We start from the raw sequence: 17,173 nt of genomic DNA on the forward strand, positions 1-17,173 counted from the left end.
CAACAGCTATGCAAGCGGAAAGGGACACCTTCTTCAGGTGTCCTCGCCACTGTTATATACGTTTTATTATTTTAACATAAAATAGGGCAGAAGTTAACCTTCTCCTTCGGTTGTATTTTGAGTCGTTTGTACAACTTCTAGCCTTGTTGAATGCGCCTTTTCATCATCATATGTGACATTTCGAATCGCAAAATAGATGAGTAAATGTCCAGCACCCAATATTAATAATAAAACGGGCAAGCTTTTTTCTACCGGAAATAACGAAACCGCTAGTAGAAAGCTTAAAACGGAACAAATTCTTCCTCCGTTTAACCATAGTTCACGAACGACAATATATTCTACTCGCCGCTCTTTTGCATATTTGGCTCTGCCAATTATATCATATGTCATCGAACCGTATGGAACAAGAAGAATTGGATATGCCACAGCAATACAAGCTGCATAAATAAGCAATTTCGTATACGTAACATGAAAGACAACTAAAAATACAACTGCATATAAAATGATTCCACCGAGTAAAATGGCTTTTTTTCTCCATTCCTTTTTCATTACACGTGCTACTAAATAATAGCAAATGAAAGAAACAGCAGAATTCACAAGTCCATATTTTCCTAGCGCTAATTCGCTTCCAGAAGCCAAATACACATATACAGAAATAACAAATATAAATGTACCTTCTCGTAAACCTTGAAAAAAGTGAGCAAGTGTAATTCTTCCCCAGTTTTTATTATTCTTTCGCTCTTTCATTACTTCAACAAGTTCATAACGCCCTTCACATTCACGCTTTGTCAGAAAAAAACTGACAACAATTGCAATAGTAAATAAGGTTAAAGACAGAAAAAAAACGAATGTATAACCACTCCACTTTTCCATACGCGAAATGATAAATCCGGATGCAATTGGACCAATCATACCCGAAAATGAGCTAAGCAATCCGAGAAATCCGTTAAAAAAATCACGTGTCTCCGGCTCTGTAATTTCAAATGTTAATAAATTAAATGAGAGCCAGTAAAATCCATATCCCATTCCAAGTAAACTGCCGATTAGTAAAATATACTGCGAAGCATTTGTTCCTGTTAGTAACACAACAATAAAAAAAATAGCTAATGTTGTCACACCGATTCGGAGCAAAATCGTACGATCTACTCGTTTCGCTAATTTTCCGGCAACAATAAATGTCAGTGGTTGTAAAATAACGCTTGCTAAATTATAAAGGCCAATATTCACAAAGTCCTTCGTTTGTTTCCATAAATAAATATTAACAAACGTATTCGACAATGAAATAGCCAACGCATATAACCCGCCAATTATGAGTAATAATACTAAGTCACGATTCACCTCAACATCGCCAATTAAATGTTTCCATTTCATATGAACTCTCCTTTACTTCATGTTCTAGTCTTCCAAAGAAGAACACAATTATGTAAAGAAGAAGGGGTAAAGTGAAACTTCTTTCAACGGAACGTTTTTCTCCATTGATGTGAGCTCTACCAATCGGACCGGTGTAAGAAAACAAAAAAAGCTAGGAGAAGCATCTCCTAGCTTTTACAATTATAATTATTTTGCGTCTTGGTAACGTTTTTCAACTGCGTTCCAATCTACAACGTTCCAGAATGCACCGATGTAGTCAGGACGACGATTTTGGTAATGTAAGTAGTATGCATGCTCCCAAACGTCTAGTCCTAAAACTGGAGTTTTACCTTCCATTAATGGAGTATCTTGGTTTGGTGTGCTTGTTACTTCTAACTCACCATTGTTTACAACAAGCCATGCCCAACCAGAACCGAAGCGAGTTGCGCCTGCTTTTGCAAACTCTTCTTTAAATGCATCAAAGCTGCCGAATTTTGCTTCAATTGCGCTTGCAAGTTCACCTACTGGTTGTCCGCCGCCATTTGGAGAAAGGATTGTCCAGAATAAAGAGTGGTTTGCATGTCCACCACCGTTATTGCGTACTGCTGTGCGAATTGCCTCTGGCACTTCGTTTAAGTTTGCAACTAATTCTTCAATGCTTTTTTCTGCTAATTCCGCATGTCCTTCTAATGCAGCATTTAAGTTTGTTACGTATGTGTTGTGATGTTTTGTATGATGGATGTTCATTGTTTCTTTGTCAAAATGAGGTTCTAATGCATCATACGCATAAGGTAAATTTGGTAATTCATGTTTTGCCATTGTTATATTCCTCCCATTGTATGTATTTGCCGATAATAACTCGGCATACAAATTCATTTTACCCTAATTACATAGGGCTGAAAACAAATTTAACGTATTGCCTCGCTAACATTAAAGTAGCAAATTTTCCATTTCTTTTCAAACGAAATGCTCATACATTTTGTAAAAAAAGCTTCCTTCTATAAGGAAGCTTATGTGTTATGTATCAATATATGAAATGGATATGGACCCTGTAGGACTCGAACCTACGACCGGACGGTTATGAGCCGTCTGCTCTAACCAGCTGAGCTAAGGGTCCACAATATATACGAATAACTACTAAGGCATCCTGTATGCTCTAGTCAGATAAACTACCATGGAATGTATAAGTATATATAAAAATGTAAGATAAATTTACCATAATAAAAAGAAATGTGTCAATTGTATTTTCCTATCACACATGATATATCTTGTGATTCTTTAGAAACGTACGTTACAATGAGATGGTAAATCAATATATTTAAAAGAAGGAAGTGAATTCATGTCCATATTTACGCAACTGTTTAAAAGCTTATATGCACCAAAAGAGATGGCACTTTTTCGTTTTCAAAAAATCGGAAAAACGATTCTTTACATAATGTTGCTATGTTTACTTGCTACCGTTCCAAAAACGATTCTATTTGGAAGTTTCATTCAAGATGGTATTAGTCTAGTTAATCATTCTATCGAAAAAGATGTACCTGATTTTAAAATTGAAAATGGCGAACTTCACGCAGACATCGACAAACCCATTGTAAAAGATGACACAGATTTTATTTTTGTATTTGACCCAAATGCAACGGATGCAAGTGCATATCCCAACCGAGATGGTGTGTTCATCTTAAAAGATAAAGTGATTTCAACAGCAGAACAAAAAACACAATCATTTCCATATAGTGACTTAGGAAATACAACTTTTGAAAAGAAAGATATTCAAGAATTAGTTTCATTTGTCGATAGCATATATCCAGTTGCTATGTTCGTTATCGGAACACTTATTTACTTATTCCAGCTCTTCATTACATTCCTTGGCGTTACGCTATTAGCATTTATCGGTTCTGCAATGAGCGGACAGCGTAAACTATCGTACAAACAAATTTGGACATTAACTGCCTACAGCTATACAATCCCAACTATATTCTTTATGATAATGGATTTGTTAAAAATTAACGTCCCAGGCTCGTTGTTCCTATTTATTACCGTTGTTCTGATTGTTCTTTATTTAACAATAAAAGAAGTACCAAAACCAAAAGAAAAAAATTCACTATAAAAAATGCCTTCAAGGCATTTTTTTTTTGGACAAGCATATATTTCTCTACAAAGGAGTGAAGAAATATGAAAAGACTTGGCGGTGTCTTATTGTTGCTTGTTCTCGGTTACGTCTTGTACTACGATATGACAATCGGCACTTTACCGTTACTTCATACATATTCCAAAACAAAAGAAACTTCGGCTAAAGCTTCAAAAAACGACCAAAAAGAAAATATATCATCAACAAAATATAAAATCATTGAAGTAAAAACAGGCGATACCGTTCTATCCATTACAGAGGAAATTAACAAAAAAAAAATCCCTTCTATTGAAAAGGTTGTTACAGATTTTAAAGGATTAAACCAAAGTGAATCTCCTGCAAAATTACAAATTGGGAAAAAATACAAATTTCCTCTCTATCCATAACAGTATCACATAATTCTTGTCAATTGCAGCAAAGCGCTGATACAATAGAAAAAGTGAAGCTAGACATTTGGCTTCAGGAGACAAATACTGCATACAATATAAATGTATTTGTCTACAAAATAAGAAACTTCTTTTATAAGGAGAGCGATCTATTCGTGAATGAAATAACTCATCGTACAAAAACACGTCCTGTTAAAGTTGGAAATTTAACAATCGGCGGTAATAATGAATTAATTATACAAAGTATGACAACAACAAAAACGCATGATGTGGAAGCAACAGTTGCCGAAATTAAACGTTTAGAAGAAGCAGGTTGTCAAATTGTCCGTGTAGCCGTTCCAGATGAGCGTGCTGCAGACGCAATTGCTGATATTAAAAAACAAATTAATATCCCTCTTGTTGCTGATATTCATTTTGACTATCGCCTAGCATTAAAAGCAATTGAAGGCGGTATTGACAAAGTTCGTATCAACCCAGGAAACATCGGTCGCCGCCATAAAGTTGAAGCAGTTGTAAACGCTGCAAAAGAACGCGGTATTCCAATTCGCATCGGTGTAAATGCAGGTTCATTAGAACGTCACATTTTAGAAAAATATGGATACCCAACAGCGGATGGTATGGTAGAAAGCGCATTGCATCACATTAAAATTTTAGAGGATCTAGATTTTCACGATATCATCGTATCGATGAAAGCATCCGATGTGAACTTAGCAATTGAAGCATACGAAAAAGCATCACGTGCTTTCGATTATCCATTACACCTTGGTATTACAGAATCCGGAACTTTATTTGCTGGAACTGTAAAAAGCGCTGCTGGTCTTGGAGCTATCTTAAGCAAAGGCATCGGTAACACACTACGTATTTCGTTAAGTGCAGACCCAGTTGAAGAAGTAAAAGTAGCGCGTGAATTATTAAAATCATTCGGCCTTGCTTCTAACGCTGCTACATTAATCTCTTGTCCAACTTGTGGACGTATTGAAATTGACTTAATTAGCATCGCAAATGAAGTAGAAGAGTATATTTCAAAAATTAAAGCACCGATTAAAGTTGCAGTACTTGGCTGCGCAGTAAATGGTCCTGGTGAAGCACGTGAAGCTGATATCGGGATTGCCGGAGCACGCGGAGAAGGTCTACTCTTCCGTAAAGGCGAAATTGTACGTAAAGTACCAGAAGAAACAATGGTAGAAGAATTAAAAAAAGAAATTGATAAAATTGCAGCAGAATATGCGGCAAAACAAGAAAAATAAGGTGAAAAAATTCTAATAAAAAAGCTTGTCAGTTTCAAAACTGACAAGCTTTTTATTGTGCACACTTCGGACAGCGTCCATATATTTCGAACTTATGCCCAGTTACTTCAAATCCTTTAAAATCTTTATTCATTAGTTCCATTGGACACGATGTAATTTCCTTCGTTCCCCCGCAATCTAAACAAATGAAATGGTGATGGTGTTCTGTAGTAGAACATTTGAAGCGAAAATGCTTTTCACCATTTAATTCAGTCTGTTCCAAAATACCAATTTCTACAAATACAGTTAAGTTGCGATAAATGGTATCAAAACTTAATCCCGGATAATCATCTTTCATATTAGCTAAAACATCTCTCGCTGTTAAATATTTATTGTGAGCTGCAAATAGGCGAAGCATCTCTTCTCTTTTTCCGGTATGTTTATAGCCTTTCTCCTTCATAAGGTGTAAAGCTTCTGTAAGATTCATAATCATCCCTACTTTACGCAGTTTTTTTCTTCTCCCATAAGATTGCACCAATTAAAATAAGAACTGCTAACACAACAATTGTACCACCTGGAGCGATGTCAAGCTGATAAGAAGCTAACATACCTCCGACTACCGAAATTTCCCCAAATACAATAGAGTAAAAAATCGTTTGCTTAAATCCTTTCGCAATGCGAATACTCGCTGCAACCGGTAATGTCATTAACGATGAAACGAGAAGAATACCGACAACACGCATCGAAACCGCAATCACAAGTGCAACTAAAATAATAAAAATAAAGTGAATCCATTTTGCACGCAAACCTGTTGCTACAGCATATTCTTCATCAAAAGATAATAAGAACAGTTCTTTGTATAATGAAATGATAACAACGAGCACAACAATAGCAACCAATCCAATAATGAGTAAATCGCCGCTTGTTACCGCGCTCACACTACCAAACAAATAACTAAATAAATCTGTATTAAATCCATTCGCAAGCGAAATGAACACAACACCAATTCCAATACCAGCTGATAAAATAATTGGAACTGCTAATTCTTGATAATGTTTATATACCGTTCTTAATTTTTCAATGAGTAAGGCACCGCCAATAGAAAATACCATTCCCATATATAATGGATTTAAAAAGCCACCGGTAAATACTGTTTTTTCTAGCAATAAGCTCGCTGCAATACCTGACAACGTAACATGACTTAACGCATCAGCAATGAATGATAAACGACGAATTACAACAAAAACACCTAGCAACGGGGCAACAATTCCAATTAAAATTCCAGCATATAAAGAATTTCGTAAAAAGTCATATTGTAAAAAATCCTGTATCATCGTATCCCCCCGTGATGCTCGTGATCATGCTCTAAACGATGAACATGATGCCCATATAATAACGACATTTCAGCATCTTCTAACTCTCGGAATGTCTCTACATTTCCATGGAAATGTAAATGCTGATTTAAGCAAGCCACATGCGTCACTTTTTCTGTCACCGCGCCAATATCATGCGTCACAAGAATAAGTGTAATTCCTAATTTCTTATTTAAATGTGCAAGCATTTCGTAAAAACTCTCAACGTTTTTTACGTCTACACCTACTGTGGGTTCATCTAAAATCAATAGCTCTGGATCGCTGACAAGTGCTCTTGCAATAAAGACGCGCTGCTGTTGTCCTCCGGAAAGCTCTCCAATATTCCGAGTTGCAAAATCACTCATTCCAACATTGTCGATAGCCTGTCTTACTTTTTCTTTATCAGATTTTGATAAAAAACGAAACAAACCTTTTTTAGAAACAAGTCCCATCGAAACAACTTCAAATACAGTTGCTGGGAATCCAGAGTTGAAGCTATTTGCCTTTTGTGAAACATATCCAATTTTATTCCAATTTTTAAACTTTTTACTATCGACACCAAACAACCGAATTGTCCCTTGCTTCGGTTTTAAAATACCTAATATACATTTCAATAATGTAGATTTTCCCGATCCATTTGGGCCTACTAAACCTAAAAAAGCTCCTTTAGGAACTTGCAATTGAATGTTCTCTAACACATTTCGCTCTTCATAACGAAAGGTTAAATTCTCGATTTCTAATATATATTCCATCATATCTCACCTATTTTAATTCAGAATGATTCCGATTTATTTCTATTTGAATTATATTATAGCTCATTAGGACTTGTAAACCAATCTGTCCTAAAATATACCTCTCATTTTAGACAACCCTTCTATTATAGCAAAAAGCAGAGAAAATCTCTCTGCTTTTAGTGAATTGCTGATTTAAATTTTGCACCTTTTGTTTCTTGCGTATTCATAATGGTAATAAAAGCCTTTTCATCTACTTCATGAACAATCGATTTTAGCTTCGTTACCTCTAAACGAGTAATAACTGCATAGATGACTTCTTTTTCTTTATCCGTATAGCCACCTTTCCCAATCAACTTCGTTGTTCCGCGACCAAGTCGATGTAAAATTGCATTTGATACCTCTTCATAATAGTCTGATACAATAATAACTGCTTTTGTTTCATCTAAACCTTGAATTACTGTATCAATTGTTTTAAAGGCAATATAGTATGTCATAACAGAATACATTGCTTGTTCTACTCCAAACACAAATGCCGCCCAAGAAAAGACGAAAATATTCATAAACATCACAAATTCACCAACAGAAAACGGTAATTTCTTTGTTAGTAAAATACCTAGAATTTCCGCTCCATCTAATGAACCGCCATGCCTAATTACAAGCCCAACACCAACACCTAAAATTAATCCACCAAAGACAGTCGCTAAAATCGGCTCTGTCGTAAAGGGCTGAATAGAATGTAATGTTGACTCAATGAAAGCTAAACATACAACGGCAAAAACTGAAGATAACATAAATGTTTTTCCGATTTGCTTATAACCTGAGTACATAAATGGTAAATTGAGGATTACAACTAAAGTGGAAAAGCTTAGCCACCAAATATTTGGTGTAAGGTAATCTAATATGAGGGAAACACCAATAATACCACCATCAATAATTTTGTTTGGGATTAAAAATAGTTCGAGTGCAACTGCTGCACAGCCAGCACCTATCACAATCATAACAAGACGATACAAAAGATGAATTATACTTTCTTTTCTATGCTGTTTTTTTTCCATGTTACCTCCTTAAATGATTTTTATATAGTTTTATTCTTTTATTATAGCATACTCTTATTTTTCTGATGAGAAAACAGCCTGCTTTGGAATATATACAAGCATATTCCACATATATTCGGATATGAGGACAAAACAAAGGAGGCAGCACCATGAACCTCATTCAACAGTTTGTAAACAAAAAATTAAACACCATGACTTCTAAAGAATTATTAAAATACAGTATAGAATATGGAGTATCTATTACAAGCGAACAAGCAGACAAAATCGTTACATTAATTCAAGGAAAACATATTAATATTTATGATACTCAAGAAAAATTGCAACTTTTAAAACAAATTGCAAAGATTACCTCTCCTGCTACTGCACAGCAAATCAATACTATATTCCAAAAATTAACAAAATAAAAAAGGGGTTTTCCCCTTTTTTATTGACCTTTAATTTTCTGAAGAATCTCTTCATCAAACATACCGTTTTTCAGCATTTCAATTTCAAATTTGTACGGCGGCTTTTTATCTTGTTTATCCTCACCTACATATGGTGTTTCAAGAATTTTCGGTACATGCTGTAATTGTGGATGATGCACAATGTGATGCAATGTTTTATAACCAATATGACCGAAACCGATATTCTCATGACGGTCTTTTCTAGCACCGCGCTCATTTTTACTATCATTAATGTGCAATACTTGCAAACGATCAATACCTATAATTTTATCAAACTCGTTTAAAACACCGTCAAAATCATTAACAATATCATAACCAGCGTCATGTGTATGACAAGTATCAAAGCAGACAGATAATTTCTCATTATGTGTTACACCATCAATGATTCTAGCAAGCTCTTCAAAGCTGCGCCCGCACTCTGTTCCTTTTCCAGCCATTGTTTCTAGCGCAATGTTCACCGTTTGATCAGTTGTTAACACTTCATTTAATCCTTCAATAATTTTTTGAATTCCTGCATCCGCACCTGCTCCAACATGCGCTCCTGGATGAAGCACAATTTGTTTTGCAGCACCTAATGCTGATGTTCTTTCAATTTCCATACGAAGAAAATCCACACCTAGTTGGAATGTTTCAGGCTTCGTTGTGTTACCAATATTAATAATATAAGGTGCATGAACAACGATTTCTTCAATCCCATGAAGTTCCATATGTTTACGTCCAGCTTCTATATTTAACTCTTCAATCGGTTTCCTTCTCGTGTTTTGCGGTGCCCCTGTATAAACCATAAACGTTGTTGCACCATAGGATACAGCTTCCTCACTTGCTGCTAATAGCATTTTCTTTCCACTCATCGAAACGTGAGATCCAATTTTCAACATGCAATCACCTCTTATAAATACAATAGCTATAATGATAACATAATTTGTAGAAACCTGACACTGCTAACTTCTCCACAAAAAAAGATAAGGAATCCCTTATCTTTTCTTTTTGCTATATTTTTTCTTAATTTTTTCGCGTTCCCATTCAAGTTTTTTCTTGTAGTTCGGTTTTACTTTTTTCGGTTTCTTCACAACTTTTTGCGCCATAGCATCTAATTTATCATCTGGTTTCTTACGACTTTGACGACGACGACGAGGTCCTAATTCAACCCACTCACCAGCACGCAAATCAACGTGTTGGAATTCAATATGGCGTTGCTTCTCTAAAGTATCTAATGCTTCTTCATCAGCCGGATCATAAATTGTTGCTGCAATACCAGAGTACCCAGCACGTGCAGTTCGACCAACACGGTGAATAAAGAAATCTAAATCGGACGGAATTTCATAGTTAATAACATGACTAATTCCTTCGATATCAATACCACGTGCAGCTAAATCCGTAGCTACAATGTATTGGAATTCTAAATCACGAACTTGTTTCATCATTTTCTTGCGGTCACGAGGGGATAAATCACCATGAATACGACCAACTTTTAAACCGCGCTCCGCTAAACCATCAGCTACTTCATCAGCCATTTTTTTTGTATTTGTAAACACGATCGCTAAATACGGCTGATATTGCAGTAACATATTTTTCACAAGCTCAACTTTATTACGGTGTCTTGATGGAATAAGATGATGTTCAAGATTAACTGCTGCTACTTGCTTCGGATTAATATGAATATGCTCCGGGTTGTCCATATATTTCTTCATAAATGGTTTTAACTTTTGCGGAATTGTCGCTGAGAAAACAAGCATTTGTAAATTTTTCGGCATACGCGCTGCAATTTTATCCACATCGTGAATAAAGCCCATATCAAGCATTAAATCTGCCTCATCGACAACAATAATCGAAGCCGTATGTACAAATAGCGCTTGCTCTTCCACTAAATCTTTAATACGGCCCGGTGTTCCGACAACAACATGCGGTTGTTTCTTCAACTTTTCAATTGAACGCTGTTTATCTGTCCCACCGATAAAACAACGCGCTGTAATCATTTTGTCTTCTTCACAAAACTTTGTTATCTTGACGATTTCTCCATAAATTTGCTGTGCTAATTCACGAGTTGGAGCTGTAATTACGAGCTGTACTTCCTCTCGGCTTGCATCAATACGATTTAACGTTGGAAGTAAATACGCGTGTGTTTTTCCAGATCCTGTTTGTGATTGTCCGATAATGCTAATGCCCTTTTTCACGACCGGGAAAATCTTCTGTTGAATTTCTGTCGGTTCTGAAAAACGTAATTCACGAATTGCATCTATTAAAAATGGTTGAAAATTATACTGTGTAAATGTTTGCACTGTCATACATTCCACCTTCTTTCTTATTTCTACTGCGTTCATTAATCAGTCAAGTTAACATTATATCGAAATCTATCAGTAAAATCTATCTTTAGTTTAGCTTTTCAGGGGAAAAACTAACCTTCTTACTGTCAATTGCATATTGTGATGTATATTACCAAATTGAAGAAAGGAGGATTTCCTAATGCGTATGAAATCTCCTCCATATCAACAAATGTACGGTCAGCCTCCCTATCCTTATACGATGTATCCGTCACCAGGCATGCAACCGTCACCAGGTATGCAACCGATGATGCCTAAAAAGAAAGGCTTTCTTGCAAAATTGTTTAAAAAAAACGACCCAGCTGCAGAATATATGCATATGATGCCCCCTTATAGACAAATGGAAACCTACTCAAATATACCATATCAGCAAAACCGTCCATATATGCAACCGCAGCAGCAGCAAAACCACCCATATATGCAACCGCAGCAGCAGCAAAGAATGATGCAACCTCAAATGATGGCACCAAATGAAACACGCGGAGCAGCAGGAGCAGCAGGAAGTACATCTAGTGGGATTGGCAGCTTTTTCACTAACTTCATTTCAAACCCCACTGGAATGCTAAACAACGTTGAAAAAGTTGTCCAAATGGCCCAATCCGTTGGACCCGTCGTGCAGCAATACGGCCCGATTGTCCGCAGTATTCCTAACATAATGAAAATACTTACATCTGGAAAAAGTACTGAGGAAAAAGAAACAGAAGAAGTCGAAATAATACCTCCCACTCCACCTAAACAAATACCTATTACAAGCAAACCACTTACTTCTCAAATCATGCTTGAAGATGATGCAAACGTAGAAACCTTACAGTCAACTACTCCTAAACCAAAGTTATATGTGTAACATTTCTTTGTCATCCGCTTCCTTCTCCTTTATAATAAAAAGGATTAACTTTATCAAACAAATCCTTTTTTAAAGGAGCGGATTAATTATATGAAAATTGTTAAAATTTCTCCTCGCGGCTATTGCTACGGTGTTGTAGACGCGATGGTCATTGCGCGCAATGCAGCGCTGGATAAAACTTTACCAAGACCAATTTATATTTTAGGGATGATTGTCCATAACAAACACGTAACAGATGCGTTTGAAGAAGATGGCATTATTACGCTTGATGGCCCAAGCCGCTTAGATATTTTAGAGAAAATTGAGTCTGGCACTGTTATTTTTACAGCTCACGGTGTATCTCCTGAAGTAAAGCAGCGCGCAAAAGAAAAAGGACTAACAACAATTGATGCGACATGTCCTGACGTAACAAAAACACACGACTTAATTGAAGCAAAAAAAGCAGAAGGCTACCATATTATTTATATCGGTAAAAAAGGACATCCTGAGCCTGAAGGTGCAGTTGGAATTGCCCCAGATATTGTCCATCTCATTGAGAAAGCAGCAGACCTTGAAACACTTGCCATTCCAACTGATAAAATTTTGGTCACAAATCAAACGACGATGAGTCAATGGGATGTTCAACATATTATGGAGAACATCCAAGAAAAGTTTCCAACAGCAGAATTTCATAAAGAGATTTGCCTTGCTACGCAAGTGCGTCAAGAGGCTGTCGCAAAACAAGCAACTGCTGCTGATTTAACAATTGTTGTTGGCGATCCAAAAAGTAATAACTCTAACCGTCTTGCACAAGTGTCTGAAGAAATTGCCAGCACAAAAGCATACCGCGTTGCCGATGTAAGTGAAATTCAATTAGAATGGCTACAAGGCGTAGAAACAGTCGCTATTACTGCAGGCGCTTCTACACCAACACCTATTACAAAAGAAGTAATCGCATTTTTTGAACAGTACGATCCAACAAATCCTGCAACGTGGGAGCGTAAGCGAAACGTACCATTACAAAAAATCTTACCAAAAGTAAAGGCAAAATAAAGTGTAACTTCCATCAGTGGAGGTTCCCTCACTGATGGAAAGATCTCACCAATCGGGCTTTTACGGGCAGTAAGCCTCCCACAAATAGCGAGATAATACAAATAAATCCGTTATCTTATGAGATAACGGATTTTACTTTGCATTTTATACAAATGTAAATGGATCGGTATGTAATTCTGAAGCATGAATACGCGCAGTAAACTTTCTCTCATCTACTTTTGCTTGTAATTGTTTTTGCACGCCTTTTTTCATCACTTTCTCCACGTTATGCCCTGGGTCTACAATATTTAACCCTAACATCATCGCATCATGTGCAACATGATAATACATATCTCCTGTTACATATACGTCTGCTCCTTTAAACTTCGCTTGCTTCATATATTTATTTCCATCCCCGCCAAGTACCGCTACTTTTTTCACAGTATCATGTAAGTTCCCAACAACGCGAGCCCCCTTCACTTCAAGGGATTCCTTCACATGCTCTGCAAACTGCTGTAATGTCATTTCTTGTGGTAAATATCCAATTTTCCCAAGTCCTAATGTTTCACCTTTGTTCTCTAGCGGATAAATATCATATGCCACTTCTTCATACGGATGTGCCCCTAGCATTGCTTTCATGATTTTACGCTGCAAGGAAGCCGGGATAATTGTTTCAATACGAACTTCTTCCACTTGTTCTAAACGCCCTGTCTCTCCGATATACGGATTCGTTCCTTCTTGCGGCAGAAACGTACCAGTACCCTCACTATTAAACGTACAGTGGCTATAATTGCCGATATGACCTGCTCCTGCGTCACCAATCGCTTGACGTACTGTTTCTGCATGCGAAGAAGGAACAAATACAACTAGCTTTTTCATTTCTTCTGCATAAGTAGGAACAAGCACTTCCGTTTCCTGCAACCCTAAAGCATCTGCAAGTAAATCATTCACACCACCTTTTGCGATATCCACATTTGTGTGAGCAGCATAAACCGCAATATCATGTTTTATACACATTTCAATAATACGCCCGTATGCTTGCTCTGTATGAATTACTTTTAATGGATTAAAGATCAGCGGGTGATGAGCAATAATTAAATTTGCCCCTTTTTCTATCGCTTCTTGTACAACGCCTTCCGTTACATCAAGAGCGATTAAAACATTCTCTACCGATTTATTTAATGCCCCAATTTGCAATCCCACCTTATCACCTTCGACTGCTAAATGTTTTGGGTACATACTTTCAAATAAAGAAATGATTTCATATCCATTCGGCGTTTTACTCACGATAAAACCTCCTCAATCATACGTATCTTCTCTAACACTTCTGCACGCTTTACTTTTGTATCTTCTGTCTCTGTCGCAAGTTCTAATTGCTTGCAAATATTTTTAAAGTTTTTTCGCTCGCTCTCCCATTTTTCTACAAACGCTTCATTTTTCTCTTTCATTAAAAATGGTCCCATTAATAAAGCTTCTTCTTTTTTCTCATTGTACGGTGCAAGGGTATTACCCTGTTCCCCTACTAAAATTTCGTAAATCTTCCCGTCTTCTTTTACAATTTTTTCTTTTATTAATTCCCAGCCATTTTCAATAAACCATTCGCGAATATGATGCGCAGCAATATTAGGTTGTAGAATTAAACGAGTTACACCAATAAGCTTCTCTTTTCCATTCTCTAAAATATCACGAATTAACGCACCACCCATACCTGCAATTGTAATTACATCTACTTCACCTGGCGCGATTACTTCTAAGCCATTCCCTTTACGTACGTTCACTTTATCTTGCAATCCGCACTCTGCTACTGTAGCTTGAGCGGAACGGAACGGACCTTCTACAACCTCTCCCGCTACCGCTTGTGTGGCAATATTATGTAAAATCGTATAGCAAGGTAAATAAGCATGATCCGAACCAATATCTGCAACAGTGGAACCTGTTGGAATTTCAAGCACCACTTCTTCTAATCGTTTTGAAAGCTTTACTTCATTCATTTGTTTCAATTACTCCTTCTCTTTTCAGTCTGTCTCCATGATAAAGAATTTATAGTCGTTGTTGCAAGGGAATAAATCATTTCCCTCCCCTTACAAAGCATTTATTTTTCAAAAACCTTTCTCCCAATTTATCCATATATCAAAAAATAATTGTTTCATGTAGTCCTCACATTGCTTTGTTACGATTATCTTTATCCTATTTTAAAAAGAAGGCAAACAGAAAGCAAACATAATAAAGTGAAACTTCCATCAGTGGGGGGTTTTTCTTCATCCCCCACTGATGGTTAGTTGAACCAATCGGGCTCTTACGAGCAGTTTACCTCCTACCTATCTTCTTTGTTTTCTCACAATCTTAAGGCGGGAGTCTTACTGCCCACGAATAACGGAACAAAAAAAGACCCTTCGCTTAGGCGCAAAGAGTTATCTATGTAATAAAATATTATTTTTTCTTTGATAACCAATCCGCAACTTTTGATGCTTGATCCGCCGGAATAATACCTGCTGGCATATTTCCTCTTCCTTTTAAAATAACTTCTTGGATTTGATCTTTTGAAAGTCTGTCGCCCACTTTTTGTAGATTAGGACCAACTGCCCCTTGCAACTGATCACCATGACAGCTTGTACAACTTTGTTTTACAATCTCTTCAGGCTTTGCTGCTGTTTGTGTCGTTTTTCCCCCGTGTTTCTTCGCTTCAGCTAGTTCCTTTGATTTATGCATGCCTTGAAATGAAAATACAAACATAATAACAATTCCCAATACAGCAATAAGAGCAAATGGAATTAACGGATTACGCTTCATTTTTTCTTTTTCCCCCTCTATATCCCCTAATAATTTGATGATTCAGTCATTTCTATTGTACTTGAAAACGCCCTACCAGAAAAGACCAAACTATACTAAGTTAAAAATATTCCATATATTCTATCAATTATTCTGCTACAAAATCATGTAAATTTTTGATAAATATCCTCTTTTCTCATCATAAACAGTTATATTTTCCACATATTTTTGCTAGGAATACACGAAATTAATCGAAAAATCGAAAAATGACCATTTGCAAATCAAAAGACAATTCTGTAAAATAAATTACAAGAATTGTAATTGCTTTCGATGGCTAAATTTTAACAAAAATTAACAAAAGAAAAAAGTTTACTCCATATTAATGAAGTAAACTTTAAACAAATCTCTATTCTAAGAAATCTTTCAAACGTTTGCTACGGCTTGGGTGTCTTAATTTACGAAGCGCTTTTGCTTCAATTTGACGAATACGCTCTCTCGTAACGCCGAATACTTTTCCAACTTCTTCAAGCGTACGAGTTCGTCCATCGTCTAAGCCGAAACGAAGACGAAGAACATTTTCTTCACGATCTGTTAATGTATCTAATACATCTTCTAATTGCTCTTTTAATAACTCATATGCTGCATGCTCTGCAGGAGATGTTGCTTCTTGGTCTTCAATAAAGTCACCTAAATGAGAGTCGTCCTCTTCACCAATTGGCGTTTCAAGAGATACTGGCTCTTGTGCAATTTTTAAGATTTCGCGTACTTTTTCAGGAGACAAATCCATCTCTTCACCGATTTCTTCAGGAGACGGCTCACGACCTAAATCTTGTAATAACTGACGTTGAACACGAATTAATTTATTAATTGTTTCAACCATATGAACTGGTATACGAATTGTTCTTGCTTGGTCCGCAATTGCACGTGTAATCGCTTGGCGAATCCACCATGTTGCATACGTACTAAATTTATACCCTTTGCGGTAATCAAACTTTTCAACTGCTTTAATTAGACCCATATTCCCTTCTTGAATTAAGTCTAAGAAAAGCATACCGCGGCCAACATAACGTTTTGCAATACTTACAACAAGACGTAAGTTTGCTTCTGCAAGGCGACGCTTCGCTTCTTCATCGCCTTCTTCAATACGTTTTGCAAGAGCAATTTCATCTTCAGCAGATAGTAAGTCAACACGACCAATTTCTTTTAAGTACATGCGCACAGGATCATTAATTTTCACACCTGGCGGTACACTTAAATCATTTAAGTCAAACTCTTCTTCTGCTTTAGCTAATTGACGTGTGTTTGGATCTTCATCGTTGTCGCCAACTAAATCAATTCCTTGTTCACCTAAATATTCATAATATTCATCCATTTGTTCGGATTCAATATCAAATCCGCTCATGCGTTCTGCAATCTCTTCATATGTAAGAACGCCACGTTTTTTTCCGAGCTCTGTGAGTTGCTCTTTCACTTGCTCAAGTGTTATATCAGTTTCAATTTGTTTAGAACGAGCTGGTTTATCAGCCATTTGTTCCCCTCCTTACGCGAGATACA

The 17,173-nt window shown here is 36.6% G+C and carries 18 protein-coding genes and 1 tRNA gene; 6 read left to right on the plus strand and 13 right to left on the minus strand.

From position 1 onward, the window contains the following. Nucleotides 1-93: 93 nt before the first annotated feature. The 3 genes from CN326_RS07245 to CN326_RS07255 form a co-directional block, all read right to left on the minus strand. Complete coding sequence (locus CN326_RS07245) at nucleotides 94-1,371, minus strand: MFS transporter (RefSeq protein WP_098307786.1); 1,278 nt, start codon at nucleotides 1,369-1,371, stop codon at nucleotides 94-96. Between the two features lie 186 nt (nucleotides 1,372-1,557). Next, a complete protein-coding gene (sodA, locus tag CN326_RS07250) occupies nucleotides 1,558-2,169 on the minus strand; it encodes a superoxide dismutase [Mn] (RefSeq protein WP_098307788.1) in 612 nt (203 codons plus the stop codon). A 224-nt stretch (nucleotides 2,170-2,393) separates the two neighbouring features. After that, nucleotides 2,394-2,467 (minus strand) — tRNA-Ile (locus CN326_RS07255). Nucleotides 2,468-2,689: 222 nt separating this feature from the next. Between CN326_RS07255 and CN326_RS07260 the strand changes: the two genes are divergently transcribed. From CN326_RS07260 to ispG, 3 genes are all read left to right on the plus strand, one after another. After that, nucleotides 2,690-3,457, plus strand: coding sequence for a DUF1189 domain-containing protein (locus CN326_RS07260; protein WP_098307790.1), 768 nt, complete (start codon nucleotides 2,690-2,692; stop codon nucleotides 3,455-3,457). A gap of 65 nt (nucleotides 3,458-3,522) precedes the next feature. Then, entirely contained in the window at nucleotides 3,523-3,864 is a 342-nt protein-coding gene (locus tag CN326_RS07265) for a hypothetical protein (RefSeq protein WP_098307792.1), read from the plus strand. Between the two features lie 155 nt (nucleotides 3,865-4,019). Further along, complete coding sequence (gene ispG, locus CN326_RS07270; protein ID WP_098307794.1) at nucleotides 4,020-5,111, plus strand: flavodoxin-dependent (E)-4-hydroxy-3-methylbut-2-enyl-diphosphate synthase; 1,092 nt, start codon at nucleotides 4,020-4,022, stop codon at nucleotides 5,109-5,111. Between the two features lie 52 nt (nucleotides 5,112-5,163). Here ispG and CN326_RS07275 read toward each other — a convergent pair whose 3' ends face one another. The 4 genes from CN326_RS07275 to CN326_RS07290 form a co-directional block, all read right to left on the minus strand. Beyond that, nucleotides 5,164-5,577 (minus strand): Fur family transcriptional regulator, encoded by a 414-nt coding sequence (locus CN326_RS07275; RefSeq protein ID WP_098308046.1) that lies wholly within the window; start codon nucleotides 5,575-5,577, stop codon nucleotides 5,164-5,166. 13 nt (nucleotides 5,578-5,590) lie between these two features. Continuing rightward, nucleotides 5,591-6,424 carry a metal ABC transporter permease gene (locus tag CN326_RS07280; protein ID WP_098307796.1) on the minus strand — a complete coding sequence of 278 codons (834 nt, stop codon included), beginning with the start codon at nucleotides 6,422-6,424 and terminating at the stop codon, nucleotides 5,591-5,593. Then, nucleotides 6,421-7,194, minus strand: a complete 774-nt coding sequence (locus CN326_RS07285) for a metal ABC transporter ATP-binding protein (RefSeq protein WP_098307798.1) — start codon at nucleotides 7,192-7,194, stop codon at nucleotides 6,421-6,423. Before CN326_RS07285 ends, CN326_RS07280 begins: the two co-directional genes overlap by 4 nt. A 158-nt stretch (nucleotides 7,195-7,352) precedes the next feature. Beyond that, nucleotides 7,353-8,231, minus strand: a complete 879-nt coding sequence (locus CN326_RS07290) for a YitT family protein (RefSeq protein WP_098307800.1) — start codon at nucleotides 8,229-8,231, stop codon at nucleotides 7,353-7,355. A gap of 149 nt (nucleotides 8,232-8,380) precedes the next feature. On the opposite strand from CN326_RS07290, the gene CN326_RS07295 reads away from it, so the two are divergent. After that, on the plus strand, nucleotides 8,381-8,635 hold the full coding sequence (locus tag CN326_RS07295) for a DUF2624 domain-containing protein (RefSeq protein ID WP_098307802.1): 255 nt from the start codon (nucleotides 8,381-8,383) through the stop codon (nucleotides 8,633-8,635). A 20-nt stretch (nucleotides 8,636-8,655) separates the two neighbouring features. On the opposite strand, the gene CN326_RS07300 is transcribed toward CN326_RS07295, so the two are convergent. Both CN326_RS07300 and CN326_RS07305 read right to left on the minus strand, forming a co-directional pair. After that, the gene (locus tag CN326_RS07300; protein WP_098307804.1) at nucleotides 8,656-9,552 is read right to left on the minus strand and encodes a deoxyribonuclease IV; all 897 of its coding nucleotides are present in this window, start codon (nucleotides 9,550-9,552) and stop codon (nucleotides 8,656-8,658) included. Nucleotides 9,553-9,648: 96 nt separating this feature from the next. Continuing rightward, nucleotides 9,649-10,959, minus strand: coding sequence for a DEAD/DEAH box helicase (locus CN326_RS07305; protein WP_098307806.1), 1,311 nt, complete (start codon nucleotides 10,957-10,959; stop codon nucleotides 9,649-9,651). Nucleotides 10,960-11,137: 178 nt separating this feature from the next. On the opposite strand from CN326_RS07305, the gene vrrA reads away from it, so the two are divergent. Both vrrA and CN326_RS07315 read left to right on the plus strand, forming a co-directional pair. Continuing rightward, nucleotides 11,138-11,839 (plus strand): VrrA/YqfQ family protein, encoded by a 702-nt coding sequence (gene vrrA, locus CN326_RS07310; RefSeq protein ID WP_440602569.1) that lies wholly within the window; start codon nucleotides 11,138-11,140, stop codon nucleotides 11,837-11,839. Between the two features lie 90 nt (nucleotides 11,840-11,929). Beyond that, nucleotides 11,930-12,871, plus strand: a complete 942-nt coding sequence (locus CN326_RS07315) for a 4-hydroxy-3-methylbut-2-enyl diphosphate reductase (protein WP_098307808.1) — start codon at nucleotides 11,930-11,932, stop codon at nucleotides 12,869-12,871. A gap of 144 nt (nucleotides 12,872-13,015) precedes the next feature. On the opposite strand, the gene CN326_RS07320 is transcribed toward CN326_RS07315, so the two are convergent. The 4 genes from CN326_RS07320 to rpoD all read right to left on the minus strand — a co-directional run bounded on the left by CN326_RS07320 (nucleotide 13,016) and on the right by rpoD (nucleotide 17,147). Then, a complete protein-coding gene (locus CN326_RS07320; protein ID WP_098307810.1) occupies nucleotides 13,016-14,137 on the minus strand; it encodes a Nif3-like dinuclear metal center hexameric protein in 1,122 nt (373 codons plus the stop codon). After that, a complete protein-coding gene (locus CN326_RS07325; RefSeq protein WP_098307812.1) occupies nucleotides 14,134-14,841 on the minus strand; it encodes a tRNA (adenine(22)-N(1))-methyltransferase in 708 nt (235 codons plus the stop codon). The genes CN326_RS07320 and CN326_RS07325 overlap by 4 nt, the downstream gene beginning before the upstream one ends. Nucleotides 14,842-15,280: 439 nt before the next feature. Then, the gene (gene cccA, locus CN326_RS07335) at nucleotides 15,281-15,640 is read right to left on the minus strand and encodes a cytochrome c550 (RefSeq protein ID WP_098307814.1); all 360 of its coding nucleotides are present in this window, start codon (nucleotides 15,638-15,640) and stop codon (nucleotides 15,281-15,283) included. Nucleotides 15,641-16,025: 385 nt separating this feature from the next. Further along, complete coding sequence (gene rpoD / locus CN326_RS07340; protein ID WP_098307816.1) at nucleotides 16,026-17,147, minus strand: RNA polymerase sigma factor RpoD; 1,122 nt, start codon at nucleotides 17,145-17,147, stop codon at nucleotides 16,026-16,028. Between the last annotated feature and the right edge of the window lie 26 nt (nucleotides 17,148-17,173).

The sequence above is a fragment of the Bacillus sp. AFS018417 genome, assembly GCF_002560985.1.
In the GTDB taxonomy this organism is placed as follows: Bacteria; Bacillota; Bacilli; order Bacillales; family Bacillaceae_G; genus Bacillus_A; species Bacillus_A rhizoplanae.

Bases quoted from the DNA above. Each gene is read 5' to 3' on its own strand.
- CN326_RS07285 (WP_098307798.1), bottom strand. From the start codon at position 7,194: ATGGAATATATATTAGAAATCGAGAATTTAACCTTTCGTTATGAAGAG.
- CN326_RS07260 (WP_098307790.1), top strand. From the start codon at position 2,690: ATGTCCATATTTACGCAACTGTTTAAAAGCTTATATGCACCAAAAGAG.
- cccA (WP_098307814.1), bottom strand. From the start codon at position 15,640: ATGAAGCGTAATCCGTTAATTCCATTTGCTCTTATTGCTGTATTGGGA.
- CN326_RS07245 (WP_098307786.1), bottom strand. From the start codon at position 1,371: ATGAAATGGAAACATTTAATTGGCGATGTTGAGGTGAATCGTGACTTA.
- CN326_RS07315 (WP_098307808.1), top strand. From the start codon at position 11,930: ATGAAAATTGTTAAAATTTCTCCTCGCGGCTATTGCTACGGTGTTGTA.
- vrrA (WP_440602569.1), top strand. From the start codon at position 11,138: ATGCGTATGAAATCTCCTCCATATCAACAAATGTACGGTCAGCCTCCC.
- CN326_RS07295 (WP_098307802.1), top strand. From the start codon at position 8,381: ATGAACCTCATTCAACAGTTTGTAAACAAAAAATTAAACACCATGACT.
- CN326_RS07280 (WP_098307796.1), bottom strand. From the start codon at position 6,424: ATGATACAGGATTTTTTACAATATGACTTTTTACGAAATTCTTTATAT.
- CN326_RS07290 (WP_098307800.1), bottom strand. From the start codon at position 8,231: ATGGAAAAAAAACAGCATAGAAAAGAAAGTATAATTCATCTTTTGTAT.
- CN326_RS07300 (WP_098307804.1), bottom strand. From the start codon at position 9,552: ATGTTGAAAATTGGATCTCACGTTTCGATGAGTGGAAAGAAAATGCTA.
- CN326_RS07265 (WP_098307792.1), top strand. From the start codon at position 3,523: ATGAAAAGACTTGGCGGTGTCTTATTGTTGCTTGTTCTCGGTTACGTC.
- sodA (WP_098307788.1), bottom strand. From the start codon at position 2,169: ATGGCAAAACATGAATTACCAAATTTACCTTATGCGTATGATGCATTA.
- rpoD (WP_098307816.1), bottom strand. From the start codon at position 17,147: ATGGCTGATAAACCAGCTCGTTCTAAACAAATTGAAACTGATATAACA.
- CN326_RS07325 (WP_098307812.1), bottom strand. From the start codon at position 14,841: ATGAATGAAGTAAAGCTTTCAAAACGATTAGAAGAAGTGGTGCTTGAA.
- CN326_RS07305 (WP_098307806.1), bottom strand. From the start codon at position 10,959: ATGACAGTGCAAACATTTACACAGTATAATTTTCAACCATTTTTAATA.
- CN326_RS07275 (WP_098308046.1), bottom strand. From the start codon at position 5,577: ATGAATCTTACAGAAGCTTTACACCTTATGAAGGAGAAAGGCTATAAA.